Here is a 25,380-nt window from a genome sequence, read left to right as displayed (position 1 = left end):
CTCAACTCAATAAAAAAAGGACTACCGCAGTAGTCCAAAGGAGAAATATAAATGTTAGCTAACATCCAAAAAAAAGATCAACATTATGTCGCTCGTTTCGAACGCCAGTTAAAGCATTCCGCAACTGAGATTTGGTCCTATTTGACCGAAAATGAGAAGCTTGCCTTATGGTTCTCTGAATTAAAAATTGAGGACCTGCGTGAAGGCGGACTTATAAAGTTTGATATGCAAAACGGAACGTTTGTGGATATGGAAATTACCGCGCTGCTGCATCAATCTATTTTTGAGTTTACTTGGGCTGAGGATCTTGTTCGTTTTGAGTTATACCCTAATTCAGAAGGCTGTTTACTCGTCTTGAACGAAACACTACAAACGCTTACCCCGCATACACCACGAGATCTCGCTGGCTGGCATGTTTGTCTAGAAGTGATCCAGCATCTTTTGGAAGGCACGACGCTGGAGTCACGGAAAGACGAATGGAATAAATGGTACGAGCAATACCGGGAAGCGATCTCGAAATTAGGATAACAAGGACTCCGCGCCGTCAATTACGATTTGAGCACCTGTAATATGGATAGATTCATCCGAAGCCAGAAAAGCAACGAGATCAGCGACATTATCCGGCTTGCCCGGTCCATCCGCCAAAGGTTGCGCTCCATCAGGGAATTCAATCGGAATGACGATTGCCTCAACATCCTCGCTCATTTCAGTGGTTTCATCTATATTCGTAGCAATAGCCCCAGGGCAGATAACATTCACACGAATCTTAAACTTAGCAAGCTCGAGAGCTGCCATTTTGGCAAAAGCCACCTGTCCAGCTTTGGTAGTGCTATAAGTAGACCACCCAAAGCTGGCAAATCTAGTGTTCCCATTAATGGAACTAGTAATAATAATACTGCCCTTCCCTTTATCTTTCAGATGAGGAATAGTATATTTCAGAGTCAAAAAAGTCCCCGTCAAGTTCACCGACATCGTACGCTCCCAGTCGCTCAAGCTTAGTTCTTCTATCGGGCCCACAGCGCCATTAATTCCCGCGTTAGCGAATACTACATCCACACCTCCGAATTGTTCCACCGTACAACGTACGGCTTCCTCCATCTTTTTCTCATCCGAAGTATCTACCTCTATGGCCAGCGCACAATCTTTTCGAAGCTTATTAAGCTTTTCTGCCAAGGAAGAGGTTCTTTCAAGATTTAAATCGAACAATGCTACATTTGCACCTTCCCGCGCCAGCTTAATAGCGGTAGCACGGCCAATTCCCGAGCCCGCTCCGGTTATAATCGCTGTTTTTCCAATAAATCTTTGTTTCTTAGATATGTTTGGGCTCATATGTAATCTCTCCTCTAATGTCTGTAAGATAAGTACTATGGATCAAGATTACCCAAATAAACCTGTAATGGAATCATCTCGTTCATAAATCTTCAGAATTTAGGCACGCCGCACAAAAAAATCTCCCCATTCAATAAGATGAGCGGAGAGTTTGTTTCGAATATTTAGAGTATTTAAAATATTTTGATTGTTTCGATGTTCGATGTTCGATGTTTCAATTATTTCAGATCAGTTGTCCAGCTTGCGTACGTCCACTTTTACAGTCAGTGTTCCTGCTCCACCGCGATATACCCCTTTTACAGGTACTATATCTTTATAATCCCGTCCATGACCCAGCTTGATATAACGCCAGTTCACTTCAACATTATTCGTCGGATCAAAACCAAGCCAGCCCGTACCCGGAATATGGGTCTCCACCCAAGCATGTGAAGCCTGCTCGAAATTAGCATTGCTGCTCTGTAGATCACCGACAAAATGATATCCACTAACATATCTTGAAGGCAGACCCACACTGCGGCAGACAGCGATCATAAGATGAGCATAATCCTGACAGACCCCCCGCTTGAGCTTGAGGGCTTTTTTTACCGTTGTATTTACGCTTGTTGCCTCAGGATCATAGGTGAACTGTTCATAAATCGTCGAAGATAACTTCAGAATCCATTCATACATATCCTCAGCTTCACTAAAAGGGTACTGGGAAGCGAACTCCACTAATTCAGGAGTCACCTCGGTATAACGGGTCGGCAAAATAAACTCAATATAACGGTTCTGAAACTTTTCATCATTTAATAGTTTAACTTGCTCTTCAAGGCTGGTTCGCGGAAGATCGGTACCCTGGGCTTTATCCAGCGTTACTACAGTAGCTTTCGTATGGATTACCATTTCCGTATGTGGCTTATTAACCGAATAGGCATGCACCCGATTACCGAAGAAATCCTCATACGTTAATAGATTAGCTGCCGGAGATACTTCAACCTCATGGTGATAACAGGATTGCCGATAGTTGGTGCGTGGGGTAAGCCTGATTTCATTGACACTGTCCGTAACCGGCTCTGGATAACTGTATGTGGTGGTGTGATTGATTTGAATCTTCATACAGATACTCCTTCTCGCCGAAAAAAGGCGCCCTCCATCGTTTTGCCCAGTCTCTGGCAAGATATTACGAGTGATTGCAGCACATCTTCCACCAGTTCACCGGACATTTCCTCTTTCTCCATATAATCCAGCTCTGCCTTCAGCTTTCCTGCTTGACGGATGACCTTCTCATGACCTGAGCCTTTTTCTGAGGAATCTAATTCAAGTCTAGCTAAATGCTCTTCCAGCTGGTGAAAAGAAAAGCGGATCGAACGTGGAAATTTGGGATTTGCGATCAAAAAATCTAAAATGCTCTCCGGTGACATAGCATCTGCATAATAACGGCGAAACGCCTGATAACCACTTACCGATTTCAGCACAGCCTGTAACTGAATATAAATTGCATGAAGCTCTTTAAAACGGCAAGAGGCAATAACTGCCTGCAAAATACGCGTCGTATTCTCTGCCCGTTCCAGAAAACGGCCGCTCTCTATAAAATGCCATTCATTTCCCCTAAGCATTACGGATTGTTCTGCTCCTAGAAACATAGCCGCACGTTCCTTCACCTGCTGGTAGAAATGATGTGGGCCACTCATAATATCAGCGACTGACCGCTCCCCAAGCCATAGATTAAAGCTGTTGACGATATCCCATAGCTCACTTGGAAGATGCTGACGCAGTGTGCGAAGATTATTTCTAGCATGATGTACGCAAGAGAATAATGAATTCGAATTGCCTAAATCGAGTGTAATAAAGGATAACACGTCCTGTTCAGAAAAGGTTTCGAACTGCTGCAAATACTCACTTCGAACTCCTAATGCATCGATAAGCCTCGACCATTTATGTCCTTCTTCCTGAAAATCCTCTTCCTGCTGGATATGATAATGTACATTGATTAGCCGCGCATGATTCTCTGCCCTTTCAATATATCGGCCGATCCAGAATAAAGCCTCCGCATTTCGATTCAGCATCTTTAGCCACTCCTTTATCCTCCAAATTGATGCTGCATATTTTTGATTCACAATCAAGGCTTACAAGATAATAGATCAAGCCATAACCCAAGTATCCTTTACGCCACCGCCTTGCGAGGAATTCACAACCAGTGAACCTTCTTTCATAGCCACTCGTGTTAATCCACCAGGTATGACATGTGGCTTCCGGTCTGCGCCCATTAATACAAAAGCCCGAAGATCGATATGCCGGGGTGCCATAGTGCCTCCCGACAATACGGGTGCTCTGGACAAGGACATAATTGGCTGTGCCACATAACGGTCCGGATCGGCAATAATTTTCATTCGGAACTCGGCTAATTCTTCTTTGGTCGCCTCACTTCCGATCAACATCCCATATCCTCCGGATAATGAGGTTTCTTTAACAACCATTTCGGATAGGTTCTCAAGAACATACAGGCGTTCATCGGGTCGGGACAACAAATACGTCGGCACATTACCAAGGATCGGCTCTTCATTCAGATAATAACGAATCATATCCGGTACATAGACATACATCGCTTTATCATCTGCAACACCGGTTCCCGGCGCATTAGCAATCGCTATGTTGCCTGCCCTATACGCATTCATAAGTCCTGCCACACCCAATAAAGAATCAGGTTGAAAGGCTAGCGGATCAATGTAATCATCATCCAACCGACGATACAGCACATCCACGCGACGCAGTCCGTTCATTTCTTTCAAATATATTTTGTGATCCTTTGTTACCAAATCTCGTCCTTCGACCAAATGTATACCCATCTGCTGTGCCAAAAAAGCATGTTCATAATATGCAGAATTGTATTCTCCAGGCGTTAGGAGTGCTATAACCGGATCTGACCTTCTTGAAGGAGATAGACTACGAAGCACGGATAAGAAGCGATTTAAGCTATGATCTACATCTCGGATGGAGCTGGCAAAGGACAATTCAGGAAACAATTGATTCATAAGGGTTCTGCCTTTAAAAAGATAGGAAAAGCCGGAGGGTGTTCGCAGGTTGTCTTCAAGTACATAATAATGTCCATCGTGGTGGCGGATCAGATCGATTCCTGAGGTGGTGATATAAGCTCCACCGGGCACTCGCAGACCTGACATTTCTGGCCGGAAGTAACAGTTGGAAATAATCATACGCCTAGGGACGATGCCATCTTTAACAATGTATTGCTCATGGTAAATGTCATGAATGAACAAATTCAAAGCTGTGATACGCTGAATAATTCCAGCTTCTAGCCTCTCCCACTCATTCTTAGGGATTATACGTGGAATCATATCGAAGGGGATCGTTCGCTCCATAGGATGATCCTGAGCCGGGTTGTAAAGCGTAAAGGTAATTCCTTCTTCCATCATCCTACGCTGCATTAAATTTTGCTTCCCTTGCAGCTCTTCGGAGCTCATTCCGGAAAACATGCGATTCACATGTCTGTAGTGCGGCCGGACATTCCTCTTATCAGCATACATTTCATCGAAAAAATGCTGTAATGGATACGGAGACAGACCTGGCAGAGGATCTAATTTGGACATGAGCCCGACTCCTTTCGATAGATGTAATCTTTGTTAACAACTTATACTTTCATTTCAGAAAACATCCATGGAAATATTGGTTTATATTCTCATAATACGTAAATCCACTCGTTCATGTCAACATATATAACAGAGAAATGTGATTCCGGAGATATTTGTATTTTTTGGAATCGCTTCCTTTCTCTCTTATATAGGTTGCCGAAGATGAAATGTAGATTCATCATTGAATTGTATGCAGGAAGTGTGACAAGCATTACTGTTATGAATTTTTCATATAATGTATTTTTTATATAGTTGCCTGAGGATGTGGATTCATTGAGTATGGTATAATTTGTTGCGATGGGAGAGTGACCTATGGAGCACAAATATACTATGTCAATTGAGCAGGAAGAGACTAGGCGGAATCACATTTATCTGTTATTTGGCCTGTCTGAAGCGGGATCAATGAAGGTAGCCCTTAGTCATCTGGGTTGTCGTCATTTAATACGAGTACTTTCATTTAATGAGATGTTCTCTGCTGGACCGTTGCGTGGATTACATAATAATGAAGGCTATCATACCCGTGAGTTATGGTTTCAGGAACGATTTCCGGATCAGGGTTATCATTTAAATCCCCAGCATAAACTGGCAGCCATGATTCAGACCTTAAAAGAAATTCCCGAGGACAAAAAAATCACTATTTGGTGCGGAGATAACTCCCATGATCAAACGGGTTTACGATTTGCACTTTCTATTCTTAGTGAGAGGACGCAACCTATTCATGTTATTGATCCAGTCAAGGCTTATAGGGAGATTGCTGCTCCATTTGAAATCGGCTTATATCCCAGAGCACTTAGTCAGCTCCCAAATGAAGTTCTGCAAAAAATTATAAAAATTACCGAAAACACACCCCCTATCACCTCCGCTCAAAGAAAACAGTATGAACTAGAATGGCAAAAAATCAGCAACACCGAGGATATGCTTAGAGTTTGGGCTGAGGGCCAGCTTATGAATGTTCCCGAGAGTTACTATGACGAAGAAATTCTTTCTTTAATTCTGCAACTTCAACAGTGTGAGGAAAGAGATGGCTACGTAAATGCAGGTCTAGTTGTAGGCACAATTATAGGGCAATGGAATTTGTATCTCAGTACCTCATTCATAGAATATCGCTTCTGGAGGCTAATTAGTGAGGGAAAGCTGTTATTTAAAGGGATCCCTTACGCGATGCATTTATACTTTCTAAAAGTCGCTTAGCAGTTGCTACAAAATGACGGACAAACCCTTTTAAAAAAAGAAAAGGAATGCCCTCCTAACTAAATATAGCTTCGAGGGCATTCCTTGTAAATATGACTTCTTTATGATTATATTGTGCTGTTGATTACACTTGCTCTTCCGATTCTTCTAACTCTTCTTCCTCGGCAATTAATCCGGCAAAAAGAGCATGTACGAACTGCTGCGAATCAAACGGCTGCAAGTCTTCCATTTTTTCTCCAAGACCTACAAACTTCACCGGCAAATTCATTTCCTGACGAATCGCTACAACGATTCCGCCTTTAGCCGTACCGTCCAGCTTCGTCAAGACCAAGCCAGTGACGCCACTCTTTTCACCAAATAACTTGGCTTGTGTAAGTGCATTTTGACCTGTCGTAGCATCTAGCACCATCAGTACCTCATGTGGAGCACTTGGGATTTCTCTTTGAATGACGCGGAAGATTTTGTTGAGCTCTTCCATCAGATTGCTTTTATTCTGCAGTCTGCCAGCAGTATCGCAGATTAAGATATCCACATTGCGCTGTTTAGCCGCTTGCACCGCATCGTACATTACAGCCGCTGGGTCAGAGCCTGCTTGTTGTTTAATGACATCTACGCCTGCGCGTTGGCCCCAAACCTCAAGCTGCTCAATCGCTCCGGCACGGAACGTATCCCCTGCAGCCAAAAGAACTTTTTTACCTTCTTGTTTGTAACGATGAGCCAGCTTGCCGATGGTAGTCGTCTTGCCCACGCCATTGACCCCAACGAACAAAATAACCGTAATTCCATTCGGATTTTCCTTCAGGCTGTTATCATCATCTCCACGCAGCAGCTCCATAAGCTTACGGGACAAAATCGGCTTCAGCTCGGCAGCATCTTCAATCCGATTTTGCTTCACTTCGGCACGCAAATCCTCGACAAGGGTCATAACAGTGTTTACACCCACGTCTGCACCAATCAAAATCTCTTCCAGCTCTTCGTAGAACTCTTCATCTATCTTTTTGCGGCGGATGATAAGGTCGGAGACCTTCTCTACAAAACCTTTACGGGTTTTCTCTAATCCGTCGCGGAATTGTTTCGTTACACTTTCCGTTTTGCCGGAAATGCTTTCTTTTAATTTTCTAAAAAAGCTCATTTGGTTCCTCCTAAAAGTTTCTCTTCTTTGATGAATTTAAGCAATCTCAGCTTCTTCATCCTCTAAACGTACTGAGACGAGCTTGGAGACGCCGCCCTCTTCCATCGTTACTCCGTATAACACGTCCGCCTCTTCCATCGTTCCTTTGCGGTGCGTAACGACGATGAACTGAGTTTGTTCAGAGAACTCGCGTAAATACTGTGCAAAACGAACAACGTTCGCTTCATCGAGCGCAGCCTCGACCTCATCCAATACGCAGAACGGAACTGGCTTCACTTGCAAAATAGCAAACAATAACGCCATCGCAGTTAGAGCGCGTTCACCGCCAGATAAAAGCTGCAGATTTTGCAATTTTTTACCCGGTGGTTGGGCTACGATATCTATACCTGTTTCCAGCATATGTTCCGGATCCAGAAGCATGAGATCCGCTCGCCCGCCGCCGAACAGCTTTGAGAACACGGTCCCGAACTGTTTGCGGATCGCATCAAAGGTCTGTTTGAAACGTTTGGACATTTCATCTTCCATCTCGCGGATTACTTGATACAGGGTAGTCTTAGCTTCGACTAGATCATCTTTTTGTCCACTGAGGAACGTATACCGTTCATGGACCCGCTGATATTCTTCGATCGCCCCTAAGTTAACCTCTCCTAGCGCAGAAATACTGCGCTTCAAACGCTGTACATCGGCTTGTGCGGCAGGTACATCTTCAGGCACTGGATATCTCTGTTTTGCTAATTCATAACTTAGCTCGTAGTCATCACTCAGCTTGCGGAGAATATTATCCAGCTCCACATCGAGTCGACCGACAGAAACTTCAGTGGCACGCAGCTTGTCCTCGACTACTTTAAGGGCCTGACGTTGATCTTTAGTCTTGCCTTCCTCAAGTTCCAGCTTACGGGTTAACGCTGTACGCTCAGCACGCGCAAAATCCAAAGTTCCAGTCGTCTCTTCCTTCTTCAAGCGGTAACTGTTCAAATCTTCCTTCTGCTTCACAGCTTCCAAAGCATTGTTAGCCAGATCCTGTTCAATCGTATGTAACAGATTTCGATTCTGGCGCAGCTCCTTGTCCTGTGAACCTACATCTTGTCTTAGGCGACGTAACTGCTCCTCCAGGGAGAATATCTCCTGATCGAGCTTGCCTTCCGAGACTTTCATACTGGTCAACTTGCCTTGCAGCTCTTCCTTAGCTGATTCATTCGCTTTACGCGCTGATTCAGCGTTACGGATACCCTCATGGGCTTCCTTTTCTTCCTTTTCAAGGCGTTCAAGCTCAGCAGTGGCTTGCTTCCGCGTCTCTTCAAGCGCACGTACTTCATTCTCAAAGCCGCTGCGTTCCGCACCTGTGCTCTCCACTTGCTCCTGCACATGCCGAAGCTCATGCTCGAGCTGCTTCAAATCACCGGAGACTCTTTGCTCTTCCAGTCTTTTCTCATCGCCATCACGGCGCAGGTCCTCCAGCTTCACGCTAGCGTTCTCCTGCTCCTCACGAAGTCTGGCAATGCCTTGCTTCAGCTTCACTATTTGACGTTCGCTTTCTTCAATCTCACTGCTTAATTGATCCAGCTGACGTTTACGGCTAAGCAAGCTATTATTCTTCTTATGCTGGCTACCCCCGGTCATCGAACCGCCGGCATTAACTACATCGCCTTCCAGGGTAACTACCCGATAACGATATTGGCATCTAGCGGCGATACGGTTCGCTTGCTCCAAGCTCTCCGCAATAACCACATTGCCGAGCAAACTGCCAATAATGCTAGTATATTTATCATCGTAACCAACAAGTTCGGAACCAATTCCAACAAATCCGTCAGCATCACCCACCATACCACGGTCACTGCCAGAAATCTGGCGCGGCCGGATAACATCTAGCGGAAGAAAGGTAGCTCGTCCCAGCTGACGTTGCTTTAGAAATGATATCGCTTGGCGGGACACAGTCTCATTATCCATGACCACATGCTGAAGTGATGCGCCTAGAGCAGTCTCAATCGCCATTTCCAGCTTCTCCGGAACAGAGATCAGCTCCGCAACCGCACCATGCACACCGTTGAGCTGTCCTTTGCGCGCACCCTTGAGCACTTCTTTAACCCCAAGCATGAAGCCGTCGAAATCATCCTGCATCTCTTTCATGGTCTCATGACGAGAGACTTGCGCTTCCCGCTTCTGTTCCCATTTCCGAAGACCGGACTGTGTTTCTTCGATCAGCTTCTGACGTTTACTGAGCTGCTCACTTTCAGTGATATAAGCCCCGCGAAGATTGCTAAGCTCCTTCCCCAGCTGGGCAATCTTGTCCTTCAGCCCTTTCTGGTTGGCAGACAACTCTTCATGCCGGGCTGTCCATTTGCCGCTTTCTTCTTCACTGCGGCTCATACGACGTTCCAGATTCTCCTTTTGCTGATCCGCGTAACGAATTTCGTTACGTGCATTCGCCATAAGGTTCATTAGCTCCAAAAGAGCACTTTTGAGCTTTTCTTCCTGGCTCTGGCTAATCCCGTCTGCCACACCTTCAAGCCTTGTCTCTTCATCTTCGATCTGTTTCCGAAGATCCACAAGCTTAAGCCGCGATTGCTCAAGCTTAAGCTCCAGATCCACGACTTCACGCTGACGATCTGCAGAACGCTCGCCAACCGAACCTAACGTGAGCATTAACTGCTCACGATTACTTTCCAGATTACGTTTGCGTTCCCTCAGCACTTCACCGTAACCTTCGCTCTTCTCAAATGCTTCGCTATAACGCAGCAATTGCTCTTGCTGCTTCTCGATCTGTGCTTCGATTGTGCGCAGTTCAGAGCGCCCGCTCTCCAGCTTGGCATCATGAGCCGAAACCACAGTAGACAGCTCCAGCTGCTCGTCCTTCAACGTTTCAAGCTTAGCGTTACCTTCCTGCCAAGCGGTATGAATGCCTTCAATCTGGTGTACGTATACTGAAATTTCCTGATGTTTTAATTGTTCGCGAAGTTCCTTAAAGCGGATAGCTTTCTCGGACTGATCCTTAAGTGGCCCAATCTGATCCTCAAGCTCACTGATCAAATCATGAATACGAAGCAGGTTCTGCTCGGTATCATCCAGCTTTCGACTTGCGTCTTTCTTGCGCGATTTATATTTTACAATACCTGATGCTTCTTCAAAGATGCCTCGCCGATCTTCGGAACGAGTACTTAGAATTTCTTCAATCCTACCCTGCCCGATAATCGAATACGCTTCGCGTCCGATACCGGTATCCATAAACAGCTCTGTGATATCCTTCAGACGGCAGGACTGCTTATTAATTAAATATTCACTATCTCCACTGCGGTGGACTCTCCGAGTCACTGTAACTTCGCTGAAATCCAGCGGAAGTGTGTGATCTTCATTATCAAGCGTAAGTGATACTTCGCCATAATTCACAGCTTTACGCGCATCACTTCCAGCAAAAATGATATCCTCCATCTTGCCGCCACGCAGTGATTTAGCACTCTGTTCGCCGAGTACCCAGCGTATGCCGTCAGAAATATTGCTTTTGCCGCTTCCGTTCGGGCCAACTACAGCCGTTATACCGCGCACAAACTCCATTTCTGTTTTGTCGGCAAATGATTTAAAACCAGCTAATTCTATCCGTTTCAAAAACATACTTGCCAATCACCTCTGACCCATTATACCATAGCGTTTGTACCCTAAAAAACCATTAAGATGTACCTTATCCTTTGTAACGCGGAACATATAAGTTCTTATATTGTCGAAAAAGAGCAGCAACGGTCTGAGCTCCGCCTAAACGCCGGTATTCAGACCTTTGCTGCTCTCCTCCGCTTGTCCCCTTGATGCAAAACTCAGGCACCGTCCTCTTTCAGATGCAAAAGTGCTGCTGCTGCAGCCTGCTGCTCTGCTTCCTTCTTGGACCGGCCGCTTCCTTTACCAAGTGAACGGTTAGCCATATACACCTCTGAGACGAATTCACGCTCATGTGCAGGTCCCCGTTCTTCTATAATTCGATATTCCAATGTACCCATATTGTGCTGCTGAATTAGCTCTTGCAGTTCCGTCTTATAATCGGTCATCTGCATTTGCAATTTCCCATCCGTCTCCACGAGAGGAAATACGTGATTATCAAGAAAACTCCGCACTGTTTCCAGTCCTTGGTCGAGATAAAGCGCTCCCACGAAGGATTCGAATACATCAGCCAGCAGGGCCGGGCGAGTACGTCCGCCCGTAAGTTCTTCCCCTTTGCCCAATAGTACATAACGGCCAAAACCTAAACTCTCCGCAAACTTGACCAGTGAAGGCTCGCATACAATAGCGGCCCGCAGCTTGGTCAACTCTCCCTCAGGTCGGTCTGGCAATAGATTGTACAAATATTCAGAAACCGTTAACTCCAGAACTGCATCCCCAAGAAATTCGAGACGCTCATTGTCCTGATGCTGATTGAAACGGTGTTCATTCACATAGGATGCATGGGTAAAGGCCTGCTTCAGAAGCACAGAATCGTGAAATTGGATTTGAAGTTGCTGTTGTAACTGCTTCAGTTCTCCTTTCACCGCACTGTCCCCTTACTAATTATATTTTTTTAGAATAACTGTTGCGTTATGTCCCCCGAAGCCGAACGAATTCGACATTACAATATCAAGATCAGCTTTACGTGGCACATTTGGTACATAATCCAGATCACATTCCGGGTCTTGGTTGTCCAAATTAATCGTTGGCGCAATCATCCCTTTTTGCAAAGAAAGGCCACAGATAATAGCTTCTACTCCACCAGCAGCACCCAGAAGGTGACCTGTCATGGATTTCGTCGAACTAATTGCCACTTTATAGGCATGGTCACCCAATGCTTTTTTAACAGCAGCAGTTTCTGATCTATCTCCTACAGGCGTTGAAGTACCATGAGCATTGATGTAATCAATATCTTCAGGAGAGATACCAGCATCCCGGATTGCCATCTTCATGCAGCGAGCTGCACCATCTGGATCAGGCTCAGTCATATGATGAGCATCTGCGCTTAGACCATAACCGATAACCTCAGCATAGATCTTCGCTCCACGTTTCTCAGCATGTTCGAGTGATTCCAGAATAAGAATCCCGGCACCTTCACCCATAACAAAACCATCGCGATCCACATCAAACGGACGACTTGCCTTCTCAGGCTCATCATTGCGAGTGGACATTGCTCTCATAGCACAAAAACCAGCCATACCTGTTGGACGAATGGTCGCTTCGGAACCCCCACAGATCATTGCATCTGCGTCTCCACGTTGAATCAAGCGGAAGGATTCCCCAATGGAGTGACTTCCTGTAGCACAAGCAGTTACTGTCGTCGTATTAGGACCCTTTGCACCAAGGTTAATGGACAACTGCCCAGAACCCATGTTAGCGATCATCATCGGAATGAAGAATGGACTAACCCGCTTCGGTCCTTTTTCAAGCAACAAGTTATGATTGTCTTCCCAAGTCCCAAGACCACCAATACCTGATCCTACAGATACACCTATTCTTTCGGCATCAATATCTTCACCGATCTTAAGTCCGCTATCTCGTAATGCGTCCTCACCGGCAGCCACTGCAAATTGTACAAAACGGTCCATTTTGCGGGCTTCCTTACGACCAAAAAGTGCCTCTGGATCGAAATCTTTAACAGAGGATGCTATTTGCGTAGTATACTCACTGACATCAAAGGTCTCAACCTGTGATACACCGGATTTGCCGCTCATAAGATTATCCCAGAACGTCTCCAAATCTTTGCCCAATGATGTAACTACGCCCATCCCGGTAACAACCACTCTATGACTCAAACACAATCACCCCATCTATAGGTTGTATACATTATATTCAGAACTTATATACTTTCTGTTGCTACTATATGAACAGCGATAACCGCATCATTAACCATCCTGCGGTTCTGTTATATCCCTTATATAGTTGCTCAAGGCAACCTTTGATTCATCTTTAATGCTCTATAAATGAGGAGAAGTCCCGCCCTAGCAGGAACGGGACTCTCAATCATATGACTCTAGGTATGAGATTGTATGTACTTCACAACTTCACCCACGGTCGTAATCGTCTCTGCATCTTCATCAGAGATTTCCATATCGAATTCATCTTCCAATTCCATAACCAATTCTACTACATCAAGAGAATCAGCACCTAAATCATCTTTGAAAGACGCTTCTAATGTTACCTCAGCTTCATCGGCACCTAAGCGGTCGATGACAATGCGTTTTACACGCTCTAATACATCGGACATCCGGTTCACCTCCTCTTTTGGTATTATACGAGATATGAGTTCAAAATACCATAGAGCGTCAAAAACGCTTTCTTTATCCCTCACATTTCAGCATTAAAACAGTGTAATTTCTCCTTGACGGAGAGTTACATATACATCCCGCCATCCACGTGTAGTGTCTGGCCGGTCATATACGCAGCGCCTTCAGAGGCCAGGAAGACTACAGCCATAGCAATCTCTTCAGGACGCCCCAGACGAGCAAGTGGAATGCCCTTCTCAAGCTCACTGCGCACTTCCTCAGAGAGCTCACGCGTCATATCTGTATCAATGAAGCCAGGAGCGATACAGTTCACCGTGATCCCCCGTGAGGAAAGCTCACGAGCCGATGCCTTCGTTAAACCGATGACACCTGCCTTAGCTGCGGAGTAATTAGCTTGTCCAGGATTTCCTGTTACACCTACTACGGAAGAAATATTGATAATGCGCCCGTAGCGTTGCTTCATCATAGGGCGTGTAGCTGCCTTTAGGCAGTTAAACACCCCTTTTAGATTCGTTTCGATCACTTGATCGAACTCTTCTTCTTTCATGCGCATAATCAGGTTGTCTCTGGTAATGCCGGCATTATTGACAACAATGTCAATACGTCCCCAGGTATTCAGAACCTCTTTGACAAGGTTCTCGGCCTGTTCACTATTGCCGACATCGCCACGAAGGGCAATACCCTCCGAGCCAAGCTCGACAATCCGAGCTACGGTTTCTTGTGCGGCTGCTTCACTGCCCGCATAGTTCACGGCCACCTTCACGCCATGTTCCGCGAGAGCAAGTGCAATACTGCGGCCAATGCCGCGAGAGCCACCAGTTACAAGGGCCGTTTGACCCCGCAATGCTGAGAACATCATTTATTCCCCTTTCGATCATATTGCTATTGATAAACAATGTTTGAACGTATCTTACAAGACAGCTTGCACACTTTCAAGCGTGTTAATGTTGATTACTTTGACTGTTTTGTCTATTTTGCGGATCAGACCTGCCAGAACACTGCCAGAACCAATTTCCACAAAAGTATCCACACCATCAGCAATCAGCCATTCAATACTGTCTTGCCAGAGCACAGGGGAGTACACCTGGCGGACAAGCAGTTCACGGATTTCTTCAGGATCCGTTACAGGTGCTGCGGTAACATTGACAATAACAGGTACAGCCGGAGCATTAAAGGTAACACTCTTCAGCTCGTCTGCCAAGCGGTCTGCCGCAGCCTTCATCATCGAAGAGTGAAAAGGTCCACTTACTTCCAGCGGAATAGCCCGCTTTCCGCCTGCTTCCTTAACACGCTGCACAACACCGTTAACCCCGGCCTGTGAACCAGAAACAACAATCTGTCCCGGGCAGTTCACATTCGCCAGTTCTACTACGCCGCTCTCCTCGGATACGCTCCGGCATAATTCTGCCAGAGCATCCCGCTCCGCACCAAGCACTGCAGCCATAGCTCCCTGTCCACCTGGAACAGCTTCCTCCATAAAACGACCGCGTAAACGCACGAGTCTTACAGCATCTTCATAGGACAATACGCCTGCCGCAACCAGTGCGCTGTATTCTCCTAGGCTATGACCAGCTACATAATCCGGCTTCATCCCTTGATCACGTAATGCTTCCAGAAAAGCCACACTTGCTGTTAGCAGAGCTGGTTGTGTATTTACGGTCTGTTTCAAATCACTGTCAGGTCCTTCAAAAATCAGCTGGCTCAGCGGAAATCCGAGCACCTCGTCACCTTTTTCGAATACCGCGCGGCTGTGTGGAAGAGCTTCATATACATCTCTACCCATTCCAACTGCCTGTGCACCCTGACCGGGAAAGACAAATGCGATTTTACTCATAAGTAAGAACTCCTTCCTCTATTACCAGATCAATACGGACGCGCCCCAAGTCAAGCCACCGCCGAATCCAACCATCAGAACCGTGTCGCCTTCCTTCATGCGTCCTTCTTCCGCCGCTTCAACTAGAGCTAGAGGAATAGAAGCTGCTGATGTATTAGCATATTTATCAACATTGATTACACATTTCTCCGGTGGCAGGTCAAGCCGCTGCATAGCGGATTGAATGATACGAATATTCGCTTGATGCGGTACGAACAAATCAATATCTTCTTTACCTAATCCGGCTTTAGTAAGCACACGTTCTGTAGCTGAGCCCATAACACGAACGGCAAACTTAAACACTTCCCGGCCATTCATATAGATGAAATGTTTCTTGTCTTCAACCGTCTGCTGAGAAGCAGGCAAGCGCGAGCCCCCAGCTTCCAGCTTAAGCAAGTTTCCTCCAGAACCTTCAGCACCCAGATCGAAGGATTGGAAACCGCGTCCCTCTGGAACTTCACCGATGATTACTGCTCCTGCACCATCGCCAAACAGTACACAGGTGTTACGATCCGTATAATCAGTGATGCGGGATAAAGTGTCCGCACCAATTATGAGTGCATTATTGTACATTCCGTTCTGAATAAAGCCAACCGCAGTAGCTAGGCTGTATACAAAACCAGAGCAGGCTGCTGATAAGTCAAAGGCCGCAGCACCTTTTGCTCCAAGTTTATCCTGCAAAATGCAGGCTGTGGAAGGAAAGGAGCTATCAGGGGTTACCGTTGCAATAATAATAAGATCCAGATCTTCGGCTTTCATGCCTGCAGAATCCAAAGCTTTAAGTGCAGCTTCATAGGCTAAATCAGAAGTTGCCTCATGTGGTGCAGCGATATGTCTTTCACGGATCCCTGTCCGACTGACGATCCATTCATCGTTAGTCTCCACTATTTTTTCTAGATCACTGTTTGTTAAAATTTTCTCAGGTACATATTTACCCGTACCGATAATCCCAACCGGCCGCAACTGTTTCATTTCGTCACTCACTTCCCGCTAATTTCCTTGGATATACTTGGCACAAGATCGGCTTGCAGAGCAATCCGCGCTTGTCTTACTGCATTTTTAACCGCATTTCCGTCTGAAGATCCGTGCCCCTTAACTACCAATCCGCTAAGACCAAGCAGCGGTGCACCGCCATGCTCTTTATAATCCATCTTGCCCTTCAGGGCTCTAAGCTCCGGCATCAGCATAGCCGCTCCAAGTTTAGTCTTCAGAGAACGGCTGAATTGCTCCTTCAGTAAAGAGAACAATGCACCCGCTGTACCCTCAAGCGACTTCAACAGGATATTACCAGCAAATCCATCGCAGACAAGCACATCGCAGTTTCCTGTCAGTACGTCGCGTGCCTCAACATTACCGATAAAATGAATGCCCGGCAAGTTCTCCAGCAGTGGATAGGCTTCTTTGGTCAGTTCGTTGCCTTTCCCAGGCTCCGTCCCTACATTTAGAAGTCCAACCCGCGGCTTAGCAATGCCATGCACTTTATTCCGATAAATGCTGCCCATCAGCGCATATTGCACCAGATGTTCAGGCTTCGCATCCATGTTAGCGCCAAGATCAAGCGCAAGCACGCCAACATCATCCAGCGTCGGAATCATAGGTGCCAGCGCCGGACGTTCAATCCCCTGCATACGGCCTACTACAAGTAACCCTGTAGTCATAAGCGCCCCCGTGTTACCTGACGAAATCATAGCATCTGCTTCGCCCTCACGCACCATACGTCCAGCTACAACCATGGATGAATCTTTTTTGCGGCGAACCGCCTTAACCGGCTCTTCATCAGAACCAATAACATCTCCTGCATGCCGCACACTCAGGTTGGACGGCTTGTCCTTCAGCAGTGGCTCTAGTCTGGCTTCGTCACCTACGAGCACAATCTGCGTATCTTTCCATTCCGCGGCCGCGGACAACGCCCCCTCGACATTACATTCAGGAGCGTTGTCCCCGCCCATGGCATCAATGGCGATCAGCACTACGGTTACCCCCTTCACTATACTCTTCATTAGCGGAACGATACACTATAAAGTGGCCTTGAAATACCAATTCTTCTCCGACATAGGTGAATACGTCCACCTCTGCTTTGCCGCCTCTGCCTGCAAGTGACCGCACTTGAGCTTTAGCAATGCACTTCTCACCAAGCAGAACCATACGAACAAATCGTATGTCGGCTGAAGCAGTCAAGGCAATTTCATCGTTAATTACAGCAACCGCAAGCGAATTGGCTTGAGCAAACACGTAGTGGCCACGGGCGATCCCATTTCTGGAAAAGACATGATCCTCACGAATTTCAAAGATCGAAATCCCGCTCTTATCGAGCTGTAAATCCACAATATCTCCGATCACTTCATCCGCAGGCAAAGAGCGCACCTGATCATAGGAATGCTCTGCCATTTGTTTCATTCTTTCACGCAGTTCTGGTATTCCCAGCTCCATCCGGTCTAACCGAATCGTCTGAATGCTCACCTTCAGCTGACGAGTCAACTCCCGATCAGTTACAAAAGGATTGCCTGCAATTATATGTAGCAGCTGTTGCTGACGTTCTTTCTTGGACATCCGCTCGATAGCGGCTCACCTCCTGGCACATGCCAAGCATAAACGCCTTCGGCGCCCTAATAAGGACGGTAAGCGTTTAAGCGAGAAATATAAGACATAAAGTATAGGTGCATAACTTATACTTCCTTATATTTTAAAGAAAGCATCCGGCCGCTTGAATGGCCGCTGTTATATTAGGTCAAACAATCATAAATATTTTTTAGAACCAGGTACTAATATGTAGTATAAAGCATGCCGCACCAAAAATAAAGCATTGACTTCTGAGCGGAACATAAAGTATAGCTGCAAACCTTATCTTTATTAAATTTGGACAAAAAAATAGTACCTCACCGAAGTGAAGTACTACTTATTTTTGAAACTATTGTTTGATGATTTCTCTTGCTTTGTAAGTTCCGCAAACTTTGCATACGTGGTGAGCTAGTTTCAACTCTCCGCATTGTTCACATTTCACCATGCCCGGCACAACCAACTTAAAGTGGGTGCGACGTTTGTCACGGCGTGTTTTAGACGTTCTACGTTGTGGTACTGCCATGTGTTCCACCTCCTCGTGATATTTCTGTCAGCCTGCTCCTCAGAGCAGGATGTGTTTTGTTGTAATGTTTCATTTGAAAAAGTCTTTCAACCCAGCGAGTCGAGGATCGATCACTGTGTTGTCGCAACTGCAGGTGCCTTCGTTCAAGTTCTGTCCGCATTTCTGACAAAGACCAAGACAGTCTGCCTTGCACAATACCGAATCCGGTAAGTGCAGTACGAAATTTTCTTCCACATACGGGATAAGATCCACAACCTCATCCTTGACGTAAATGAGATCCTCATCTTCGTCATCATCTGGAAGAACTGGCTGCTTAAGCCACTTGAAAGTCTCAGCAAAAGGAATGTTCAAATCACTTTTGACCTCCGTGAGACAACGTGAACATAACATGTCCACATCTCCACTCAGTTTCCCCACCACGTTCACACAATCGGTTCCCGCGGGCAGCGCTTTAAGGTCTACTGAGAGCGGAGCAACAGTTAGAATATCCTTGCGCCCTTTGACTACCTCGCTGACATCCACAACATCGTGAATATGTAACGGTTCGTCGGCATTCGCTAATTTGCGAAAGTGAATCTGCATACTTATCACTCCCAAACAAACAAAATTTATTATACCTAGTATTCTATACCTTTGTCAACCATTTTCCCTTTATATTGTTTCAGAAAATGCGGTGAATTATGATATAACTATTAGTGTAAATCAAAAGATCAGCTTGTGCTAACAGTATCTCTAGAAATCTACCCTACTAAACTCAATAAATATACCTTACTTATCGGAGGGAAGCCACAGTGACAACGGTTGGAATCATCGCAGAATACAATCCTTTACATAACGGACATGTGCATCACTTCACGGAAGCCAAAAGACTTTCCGGCGCAGAGCGCACCATCGTCGTCATGAGTGGTCCCTTTACCCAGCGCGGCGAGCCGGCGGCGGTAAGCAAGCAAGCCCGGACAGAGATGGCGCTGCATATGGGCGCCGACCTCGTCATTGAGCTGCCGGTGGCTTATGCCGTCCAGCCAGCCGAGTGGTTCGCGTTCGGAGCAGTTGCACTGCTGGAAGCGACCGGGGTCGTGGACAGCTTGTGCTTCGGCTCCGAAGCCGGCACTTTGGGCTCGCTGCTCCCGCTGGCCAGATATCTGGCTGAGGAAAGCAGCGAGCTTCAGAGCGAGATCCGCCGCCGCATGGCGCTCGGAGCGAGCTTCCCCGCCGCGTACAGCGCAGCGGCGGCGGTGGCCTTTGAAGGGACTCTCCCGGAAACGGAGAGTCCCGGAGATGCAGGCGAGCTGCTGCGCCAGCCGAATAACAGCCTTGGACTGCATTATCTTATCGCCTTGCAGCGGCTGCACAGCAAGATAATGCCACTAACCGTTCCGCGCACAGCAGCAGGCTTCCATGACCCATTACAAGCCGACTCTTCTATTGCAAGTGCGACGGCCATCCGTAAGCTGCTGCAAGAAGGCGGATCTCCCGCTGCTTATATGCCGGATTATAGCGTGTCCATTTTGGAAAGAGAGCATGCAGCCGGAAGGGGTCCTCTGAGCTTGGAGAGCTTCAGTATCCCGCTCCGCCATCTGCTGATCACCCATACTGCGGCCGAGTTACACGCGATCCATGATATGAATGAAGGCTTGGAGAACCGAATACTGCGGCTTTTGCCTGAGTTGGAGCAATTCTCTGTTTCAGGCCTGCTTCACGCCCTTAAGAGCAAGCGCTACACACATACACGGTTACAGCGTCTGCTGCTACATGTTCTGTTAAATCATTCTAAAAAAGAAATGACCCCTTCCATACTAGCAGAGGGGCCCGGATATATTCGTATTCTTGGTTTTAGAGAAAGCGGACGAGCACTGCTTAAAGAAATGAAACAAAAAGCTACGTTGCCCATCGTCATGCGCCCGTCCCTTTGTTCCCATCCGCAGCTTGAGCGAGATCTTCAAGCCGCTTCCGCTTTCGCGGGAGCATTTAAGGAACCACGCAGAATTGATATGTACCGCGATTATTTGGAACCTCCGGTCATGGTTTGACCGGCAGTTCCTCCATATACTTCAGCGCCTCATCCAGCGTAGATACAGGCACCAGCTTCATAGATGTGCCGATTTTATCAGCTTTTGCTTTGGCTTCGTCATAATTCTTAACAGGCACGAAAAAAATCTCCGCCCCTTCTCGGTCCGCAGCCACGATCTTGTGTTTCACTCCACCGATAGCACCAACTACACCCTCAGCGTTAATCGTACCCGTCCCTGCAACCCTATGGCCTTTAGTTAAATCACCAGAAGTAAGGCGATTGTAAATTTCCATAGTAAACATTAGCCCTGCCGAAGGTCCGCCAACATTTGTATCTACAAAGCTGACAGCTTTCCCTGCTTCTTTTGGTTTTACTTTTTGAACGGCGGCAATAGTGACTCCAAAACCAGGTCGAACGGCAGCGCCCTCTTTATCCTTTATTTCAACCAACGTCACTTGTTCTTGTACTTCCTTGCCATTTCTTTGCAAAACAACAGCGACTTGATCTCCGATTTTTTTAGAGGAGAGCAGTTTAGACAGTGCTTCAGGATCGGGCACTTTTTGTCCCTCTACACTAATGATTTTGTCACCCGGCAGAAATTGTCCTTTATTACTTTCTACAGGAACCGAAAAGATGTAGAGATAATCCACTACATCCTCATATGGAATTCCCGCTGCATGATAAGCGGCCTGAACAGAATAAGACTGTGAGCTATTCATATAATAAACCTGCTCTGCAGCATATTCGTCTTCTGATTTATCCCCTAGCCGGGTTTCTTTTCGCACAACCTCTGAATTGGAATTAAAAGCAGAGGCGACCAATAAGGCCACATTAGCATAACTAGCAGACACCGTAGTCATCATAAACGTTCCTTCTTCAGCCGGATCGGCATTCTCTACCTTAATCATAGGGGCAACCTCAGATGCACTGCCTGGCTGATATACGATGTACGGGGTGTTCATAAAGACAAATACATACACGATTACTACAAACGTAAACAGATAAGCTGTGGCGCGGAAACCCGGCCGATGCTTCAGTTGCTTCACTGCTCTTCCCTTCTTTCCCGCGGCACTTTTAGGATATGAATGATTGAACTTCATTACCGCTTCGACTAGTGGTTTGGCATGATGGTTGTCTACTCTGCATAAATTGATAACACATCGTCCATGCCTTAAGTTATGAAGAGGTGATCTGAGAAATGAAAAATATTCAAATACGCCGACTAGCTACACGCTCCACACCATTTATACCCGGGATTATGGCAATCCTGACAGCCATTGCAATTATTATCTCACCGGAGAGCTCCTTTGAGGCTTCACTCCAAGGATTGAAGCTTTGGTGGACACTCGTATTCCCTGCCCTGCTCCCCTTCCTGATGCTGTCAGAGATGCTTACCGCCTCGGGTTTCGTGCATGGTTTCGGAGTGCTTCTGGAGCCATTGATGAAAAAGGTCTTTCGTCTGCCCGGTGCCAGCGGCTGGACCTTGGCACTCGGAATCACAGCCGGATTCCCCGGTGGAGCTGGAGGGGTCATGCAGCTACACAAGCAGAACAGCATTTCTGACAAGGAAGCCGCCCGACTTGCCGCACTTACACACTTCGCCAGCCCGGTAACCATGCTTATAGTAATTGGCATAGCTTTTCTACACAGTACTTCAGCAGGTTATTTCCTATTGGCCATCCACTGGATCTCTGGACTTCTAGCCAGCTACACCGATGCTCTATTAAAGGGGCGGTCAGCGAACACGAAACCAGTTGATAAGATCTCCACGGACACCAAACAGCCTTCTTTATATAGTCGCGTTCAGCTTGCAGCAACAGATGCCAGAGCAAAAGACGGACGCAGCTTCGGCAAGCTTCTCGGCGAGTCCGTCGCTAATGCCGTGCAAAGTCTGATGGTCGTGGGCGGTTACATGATTATGTTCGCTGTAGTCATCAATATCATCACTACTGTACTTCCCGCATTGCCAGCTGCTCTGCCAGCAAGCTTGCTGGAAATTCATTTAGGCGCCGACGCAATCAGCAAAGGGCTAGCAAGCATAGGAACAGGTCCTTCTAGTATGCTTGGGATAGCTTTGCTGTCTGCTGCACTGGGCTGGAGCGGACTCTGTGCGCAACTACAGGTGCTGACCATGCTCAAACAAGCCAGAGTCAGATTTCTACCCTACGCTACGGTTCGTCTGATGCATGGACTTTATGCTTTTCTGTTAACTTTATTGCTCTGGAAACCATTGCTGGTTATCCCTAAAGCTGCTTTACCAGCACTTGCAGACTCACGCCCGACTCCAAGCGGCACCATTAATGTAACGGACATATGGAGCTCTTTTCCACAGCTGCTAAGTCTGCAAGCCCTTCTGCTCATCATCCTGTTGGGATTATCTGCTGGAACGTATCTAGTAAGTACTATTCGCCATCGGCTCGGTTAAATTTACGCTTCATCGCTTGTTCAACCTCAGGCGTCACAAAATCAGTCACATTCCCGCCGAAGTGGGCGATTTCTTTAACAACGCTGGAACTTAAGTAGGAATATTTCGGATTAGTCATCATAAAAATCGTTTCTGCATCGGGATCCAGGCTATGGTTGATCGATGCGTTTTGCAGCTCATATTCAAAGTCAGTAACGGTACGGATACCCCGAACAATGACTTGAGCATCTTTTTGACGAACATAATTCACTAACAGATCACGGAAGCTGTCAATTTCCACATTGGGAATATCAGCGGTCGCCTGTCTTAATAGCTCTGTCCGTTCATCAACAGTAAACAGCGGGTTTTTACTCAAATTATTAAGCACCGTTACAATCAAACGGTCGAATTGCTTGGATGCGCGCCGAATAATATCCATATGTCCCATAGTCACGGGATCAAAGGTACCTGGATAAATGGCAACACGTTCTTTTCTAATTTGCTGACTCATTCTCTACCTCCTCACCAGCTTCACTTTCCTCTGCAGGATTAGTTTCATACTGGTAAATAGAAATTGTCGTTTCTCCGTATACGGCCTGACGCAGCCTATAAAATCCTGGAATGTCTTCAGGATAGGCATAACTTGATTCATGCTCCAGAACAATAATTGCGTCCTCTTGCAGCATTCCTTTTTCGACCATCATAAGCATAAGCTCATCCCCATGCTTCAAGCGATAGGGAGGATCTAAAAAGACCAAATCAAAAATTTTCCCCCGCTTCTCCAACGCACTTAGCGCTCTCCCAGCTTCATTACGGTACACCTGCGCTTGTTCTTCCAGCTTAGTAGCCTTCAGATTGGCGCGGATCGTGTCGATACTTTTAGGATCCATATCAACAAATACGCCGCTTTCCATCCCTCTGCTTAAGGCTTCGATCCCCAACCCCCCAGTACCGGCGAACAAATCCAGCACCACTCCACCTTCGAAATATGGGCCTATCATGCTAAATACAGCTTCCTTCACCTTATCGGTCGTAGGCCTTGTCCCACTTCCCGGAACACTCTTCAGTGGCCTTCCTTTTGCACTTCCCGATACCACTCTCACTGTTATTCACCCGCTCTATATCTCTGTTTGTTATGCCCAAAAGGGCATAAGTCCACGCCTATCGTAACACATTTGCGCGATGAAATAAAAAATTTGTCTAGATATGAAATAAGAAGGCGAAACAGCTTATTCAGAGAAATAAGTCATCTTAATGTATAAGATTGGACTTCCAGGGACATCATGTAATTATCGACACCACAAATGTCGTAGACAACCGCGGAGCAGGCTTACGTTTCCCCATAAGCTCTTCGTCCGGTTTCTCCTCTCCCATGAAAGGGGCCCTCGAAAGAGGGCCCCGAATTTATGTTTAACGGTATTATAAGCACGAAAAGACTACCTTTCGGCAGCCTTTTCAGCAACAACTATTTCACAAATCTTCCGATAAACTCAGAAACTACGCTCTCATACTTAACCGGATCCCTGCGGAAAGCTTCTCCGTGACCCGCATTAGGAACGATGTAAAGCTCCTTCTCGACCGGACTATTTTCATATACCGTATGAACCATTTCCGTAGGAACAAAAGTATCATTATCGCCATGAATAAACAGAGTTGGCGTTTTAGATTTCTTCACCTGTTCTAAGGCCGAGGCTTCACCAAAGGAATAACCTGCCCGGATCTTTGTTAGCATACTGGTCGTATCTACAATTGGAAAGGCGGGGAGATGGTACATTCTTTTTAATTGAAAGGTAAGCTCGTCCTTCACTGAGGTATAGCCGCAATCTTCCACAATTGCTTTAACATTAGCTGGTAAATCCTCACCGCTTGTCATCATTACGGTAGCTCCCCCCATGGAAACACCGTGCAGTATGATCTGTGTATCCTCACCGTTTGCTTTCAGAACGTTCTGTATCCACTTCAGGTAATCCTTACGTTCTGGCCATCCAAAGCCGATATAGTCACCCTCACTTTCTCCATGTCCTCTGGCATCCGGCAGCAAAATATTATATCCAAGTCTCTCATAATACATTCTGGCATAACCGCTCATTTGAGTTGCATTTCCAGCATAGCCATGAGCAATAATCACTGTCTTATCGGAATGTTCAGGAGCAGCTAAATAGTACGCTTTAAGCTGTATTCCGTCATCAGAATTCATTTCCCATCTATCAAAGCTCTGGGTATCCCACCACTCTTGGTCTGCCTTCGAGGTATCTTTAGATTGTTCTACCTCTGGACTGGACTGCAGGTCAGGGCTTTCATTTAAGAAGTCCTTTGAAGCACGTGCAATAGCAACATGATAGAAATAAAAGCTTCCCACAGTTACAACAATGATTAAAAGTACAATAACAGAAGAAATTCCGATCATCATTTTTTTCTTCAAACTAGCTCTCTCCTAAATAAAATTTAACAGTATTAATCTATGTTATCAGATTAAGATAACATGTATATTTGAATATTCAA

At 46.3% G+C, this 25,380-nt stretch carries 24 protein-coding genes; 4 read left to right on the top strand and 20 right to left on the bottom strand.

Annotated features, from left to right (window positions below; translation table 11 throughout):
* Positions 1-51 precede the first annotated feature (51 nt).
* Complete coding sequence (locus MKY54_RS13925; RefSeq protein ID WP_339190816.1) at positions 52-528, top strand: SRPBCC family protein; 477 nt, start codon at positions 52-54, stop codon at positions 526-528.
* Here MKY54_RS13925 and MKY54_RS13920 read toward each other — a convergent pair.
* The 4 genes from MKY54_RS13920 to MKY54_RS13905 form a co-directional block, all read right to left on the bottom strand.
* A complete protein-coding gene (locus MKY54_RS13920) occupies positions 520-1,329 on the bottom strand; it encodes an SDR family NAD(P)-dependent oxidoreductase (RefSeq protein WP_036686506.1) in 810 nt (269 codons plus the stop codon). The genes MKY54_RS13925 and MKY54_RS13920 overlap by 9 nt on opposite strands.
* 228 nt (positions 1,330-1,557) lie before the next feature.
* A complete protein-coding gene (locus tag MKY54_RS13915) occupies positions 1,558-2,424 on the bottom strand; it encodes a transglutaminase family protein (RefSeq protein ID WP_076126126.1) in 867 nt (288 codons plus the stop codon).
* The gene (locus tag MKY54_RS13910) at positions 2,421-3,374 is read right to left on the bottom strand and encodes an alpha-E domain-containing protein (RefSeq protein WP_076126125.1); all 954 of its coding nucleotides are present in this window, start codon (positions 3,372-3,374) and stop codon (positions 2,421-2,423) included. Before MKY54_RS13910 ends, MKY54_RS13915 begins: the two co-directional genes overlap by 4 nt.
* 75 nt (positions 3,375-3,449) lie before the next feature.
* Positions 3,450-4,913: a circularly permuted type 2 ATP-grasp protein gene (locus MKY54_RS13905; RefSeq protein WP_036686502.1), complete on the bottom strand. Its 1,464-nt coding sequence runs from the start codon at positions 4,911-4,913 to the stop codon at positions 3,450-3,452.
* Positions 4,914-5,267: 354 nt separating this feature from the next.
* On the opposite strand from MKY54_RS13905, the gene MKY54_RS13900 reads away from it, so the two are divergent.
* On the top strand, positions 5,268-6,146 hold the full coding sequence (locus MKY54_RS13900) for a DUF1835 domain-containing protein (protein WP_339190812.1): 879 nt from the start codon (positions 5,268-5,270) through the stop codon (positions 6,144-6,146).
* A gap of 124 nt (positions 6,147-6,270) precedes the next feature.
* On the opposite strand, the gene ftsY is transcribed toward MKY54_RS13900, so the two are convergent.
* The 12 genes from ftsY to MKY54_RS13840 all read right to left on the bottom strand — a co-directional run bounded on the left by ftsY (position 6,271) and on the right by MKY54_RS13840 (position 19,045).
* Complete coding sequence (ftsY, locus tag MKY54_RS13895; RefSeq protein WP_076183732.1) at positions 6,271-7,278, bottom strand: signal recognition particle-docking protein FtsY; 1,008 nt, start codon at positions 7,276-7,278, stop codon at positions 6,271-6,273.
* Positions 7,279-7,314: 36 nt separating this feature from the next.
* Positions 7,315-10,884: a chromosome segregation protein SMC gene (gene smc / locus MKY54_RS13890; RefSeq protein ID WP_076126122.1), complete on the bottom strand. Its 3,570-nt coding sequence runs from the start codon at positions 10,882-10,884 to the stop codon at positions 7,315-7,317.
* Between the two features lie 197 nt (positions 10,885-11,081).
* Positions 11,082-11,786 carry a ribonuclease III gene (gene rnc, locus MKY54_RS13885; protein ID WP_038570606.1) on the bottom strand — a complete coding sequence of 235 codons (705 nt, stop codon included), beginning with the start codon at positions 11,784-11,786 and terminating at the stop codon, positions 11,082-11,084.
* A 15-nt stretch (positions 11,787-11,801) separates the two neighbouring features.
* Positions 11,802-13,037: a beta-ketoacyl-ACP synthase II gene (gene fabF / locus MKY54_RS13880; protein ID WP_076101782.1), complete on the bottom strand. Its 1,236-nt coding sequence runs from the start codon at positions 13,035-13,037 to the stop codon at positions 11,802-11,804.
* Positions 13,038-13,255: 218 nt separating this feature from the next.
* On the bottom strand, positions 13,256-13,489 hold the full coding sequence (locus MKY54_RS13875) for an acyl carrier protein (protein ID WP_036686493.1): 234 nt from the start codon (positions 13,487-13,489) through the stop codon (positions 13,256-13,258).
* A 125-nt stretch (positions 13,490-13,614) separates the two neighbouring features.
* Positions 13,615-14,364, bottom strand: a complete 750-nt coding sequence (gene fabG / locus MKY54_RS13870; RefSeq protein ID WP_036686492.1) for a 3-oxoacyl-[acyl-carrier-protein] reductase — start codon at positions 14,362-14,364, stop codon at positions 13,615-13,617.
* A 54-nt stretch (positions 14,365-14,418) separates the two neighbouring features.
* Entirely contained in the window at positions 14,419-15,342 is a 924-nt protein-coding gene (gene fabD / locus MKY54_RS13865; protein ID WP_076190037.1) for an ACP S-malonyltransferase, read from the bottom strand.
* A 21-nt stretch (positions 15,343-15,363) separates the two neighbouring features.
* Positions 15,364-16,353, bottom strand: coding sequence for a beta-ketoacyl-ACP synthase III (locus tag MKY54_RS13860; protein WP_139329841.1), 990 nt, complete (start codon positions 16,351-16,353; stop codon positions 15,364-15,366).
* An 8-nt stretch (positions 16,354-16,361) separates the two neighbouring features.
* The gene (plsX, locus tag MKY54_RS13855) at positions 16,362-17,351 is read right to left on the bottom strand and encodes a phosphate acyltransferase PlsX (RefSeq protein WP_038570599.1); all 990 of its coding nucleotides are present in this window, start codon (positions 17,349-17,351) and stop codon (positions 16,362-16,364) included.
* Positions 17,335-17,931 carry a transcription factor FapR gene (gene fapR, locus MKY54_RS13850; RefSeq protein WP_036686484.1) on the bottom strand — a complete coding sequence of 199 codons (597 nt, stop codon included), beginning with the start codon at positions 17,929-17,931 and terminating at the stop codon, positions 17,335-17,337. The genes plsX and fapR overlap by 17 nt, the downstream gene beginning before the upstream one ends.
* A 358-nt stretch (positions 17,932-18,289) precedes the next feature.
* Positions 18,290-18,463, bottom strand: a complete 174-nt coding sequence (gene rpmF, locus MKY54_RS13845; RefSeq protein WP_019911234.1) for a 50S ribosomal protein L32 — start codon at positions 18,461-18,463, stop codon at positions 18,290-18,292.
* A gap of 69 nt (positions 18,464-18,532) precedes the next feature.
* Positions 18,533-19,045: a DUF177 domain-containing protein gene (locus MKY54_RS13840; RefSeq protein ID WP_036686482.1), complete on the bottom strand. Its 513-nt coding sequence runs from the start codon at positions 19,043-19,045 to the stop codon at positions 18,533-18,535.
* A gap of 209 nt (positions 19,046-19,254) precedes the next feature.
* Between MKY54_RS13840 and MKY54_RS13835 the strand changes: the two genes are divergently transcribed.
* Positions 19,255-20,493, top strand: a complete 1,239-nt coding sequence (locus MKY54_RS13835; RefSeq protein WP_339190810.1) for a nucleotidyltransferase — start codon at positions 19,255-19,257, stop codon at positions 20,491-20,493.
* On the opposite strand, the gene MKY54_RS13830 is transcribed toward MKY54_RS13835, so the two are convergent.
* A complete protein-coding gene (locus tag MKY54_RS13830) occupies positions 20,483-21,520 on the bottom strand; it encodes a SepM family pheromone-processing serine protease (RefSeq protein WP_339190807.1) in 1,038 nt (345 codons plus the stop codon). The two genes, MKY54_RS13835 and MKY54_RS13830, sit on opposite strands and share 11 nt — an antisense overlap.
* Before the next feature lie 152 nt (positions 21,521-21,672).
* On the opposite strand from MKY54_RS13830, the gene MKY54_RS13825 reads away from it, so the two are divergent.
* Positions 21,673-22,899 (top strand): nucleoside recognition domain-containing protein, encoded by a 1,227-nt coding sequence (locus tag MKY54_RS13825; protein ID WP_339190805.1) that lies wholly within the window; start codon positions 21,673-21,675, stop codon positions 22,897-22,899.
* Here MKY54_RS13825 and coaD read toward each other — a convergent pair.
* The 3 genes from coaD to MKY54_RS13810 form a co-directional block, all read right to left on the bottom strand.
* Positions 22,877-23,389 carry a pantetheine-phosphate adenylyltransferase gene (gene coaD, locus MKY54_RS13820; protein WP_076126111.1) on the bottom strand — a complete coding sequence of 171 codons (513 nt, stop codon included), beginning with the start codon at positions 23,387-23,389 and terminating at the stop codon, positions 22,877-22,879. The two genes, MKY54_RS13825 and coaD, sit on opposite strands and share 23 nt — an antisense overlap.
* Positions 23,373-23,981 carry a 16S rRNA (guanine(966)-N(2))-methyltransferase RsmD gene (gene rsmD, locus MKY54_RS13815; protein WP_076190033.1) on the bottom strand — a complete coding sequence of 203 codons (609 nt, stop codon included), beginning with the start codon at positions 23,979-23,981 and terminating at the stop codon, positions 23,373-23,375. The genes coaD and rsmD overlap by 17 nt, the downstream gene beginning before the upstream one ends.
* 362 nt (positions 23,982-24,343) lie before the next feature.
* A complete protein-coding gene (locus MKY54_RS13810; protein WP_339190803.1) occupies positions 24,344-25,300 on the bottom strand; it encodes an alpha/beta hydrolase in 957 nt (318 codons plus the stop codon).
* Positions 25,301-25,380: the final 80 nt, after the last annotated feature.

Origin of the sequence: Paenibacillus sp. FSL P2-0121 (assembly GCF_037975345.1) — a bacterium.
GTDB lineage: Bacteria > Bacillota > Bacilli > Paenibacillales > Paenibacillaceae > Paenibacillus_AQ > Paenibacillus_AQ odorifer.
This window is presented reverse-complemented; position numbering and strand designations above follow the sequence as displayed.

What these genes read in the sequence shown, in the direction of transcription:
- MKY54_RS13915 (WP_076126126.1), bottom strand. Translation starts at nt 2,424, where the DNA reads ATGAAGATTCAAATCAATCACACCACCACATACAGTTATCCAGAGCCG.
- ftsY (WP_076183732.1), bottom strand. Translation starts at nt 7,278, where the DNA reads ATGAGCTTTTTTAGAAAATTAAAAGAAAGCATTTCCGGCAAAACGGAA.
- MKY54_RS13860 (WP_139329841.1), bottom strand. Translation starts at nt 16,353, where the DNA reads ATGAAACAGTTGCGGCCGGTTGGGATTATCGGTACGGGTAAATATGTA.
- MKY54_RS13910 (WP_076126125.1), bottom strand. Translation starts at nt 3,374, where the DNA reads ATGCTGAATCGAAATGCGGAGGCTTTATTCTGGATCGGCCGATATATT.
- coaD (WP_076126111.1), bottom strand. Translation starts at nt 23,389, where the DNA reads ATGAGTCAGCAAATTAGAAAAGAACGTGTTGCCATTTATCCAGGTACC.
- MKY54_RS13840 (WP_036686482.1), bottom strand. Translation starts at nt 19,045, where the DNA reads ATGCAGATTCACTTTCGCAAATTAGCGAATGCCGACGAACCGTTACAT.
- MKY54_RS13900 (WP_339190812.1), top strand. Translation starts at nt 5,268, where the DNA reads ATGGAGCACAAATATACTATGTCAATTGAGCAGGAAGAGACTAGGCGG.
- fabG (WP_036686492.1), bottom strand. Translation starts at nt 14,364, where the DNA reads ATGTTCTCAGCATTGCGGGGTCAAACGGCCCTTGTAACTGGTGGCTCT.
- MKY54_RS13925 (WP_339190816.1), top strand. Translation starts at nt 52, where the DNA reads ATGTTAGCTAACATCCAAAAAAAAGATCAACATTATGTCGCTCGTTTC.
- smc (WP_076126122.1), bottom strand. Translation starts at nt 10,884, where the DNA reads ATGTTTTTGAAACGGATAGAATTAGCTGGTTTTAAATCATTTGCCGAC.
- fapR (WP_036686484.1), bottom strand. Translation starts at nt 17,931, where the DNA reads ATGTCCAAGAAAGAACGTCAGCAACAGCTGCTACATATAATTGCAGGC.
- fabD (WP_076190037.1), bottom strand. Translation starts at nt 15,342, where the DNA reads ATGAGTAAAATCGCATTTGTCTTTCCCGGTCAGGGTGCACAGGCAGTT.
- MKY54_RS13875 (WP_036686493.1), bottom strand. Translation starts at nt 13,489, where the DNA reads ATGTCCGATGTATTAGAGCGTGTAAAACGCATTGTCATCGACCGCTTA.
- MKY54_RS13920 (WP_036686506.1), bottom strand. Translation starts at nt 1,329, where the DNA reads ATGAGCCCAAACATATCTAAGAAACAAAGATTTATTGGAAAAACAGCG.
- rpmF (WP_019911234.1), bottom strand. Translation starts at nt 18,463, where the DNA reads ATGGCAGTACCACAACGTAGAACGTCTAAAACACGCCGTGACAAACGT.
- MKY54_RS13825 (WP_339190805.1), top strand. Translation starts at nt 21,673, where the DNA reads ATGAAAAATATTCAAATACGCCGACTAGCTACACGCTCCACACCATTT.
- MKY54_RS13905 (WP_036686502.1), bottom strand. Translation starts at nt 4,913, where the DNA reads ATGTCCAAATTAGATCCTCTGCCAGGTCTGTCTCCGTATCCATTACAG.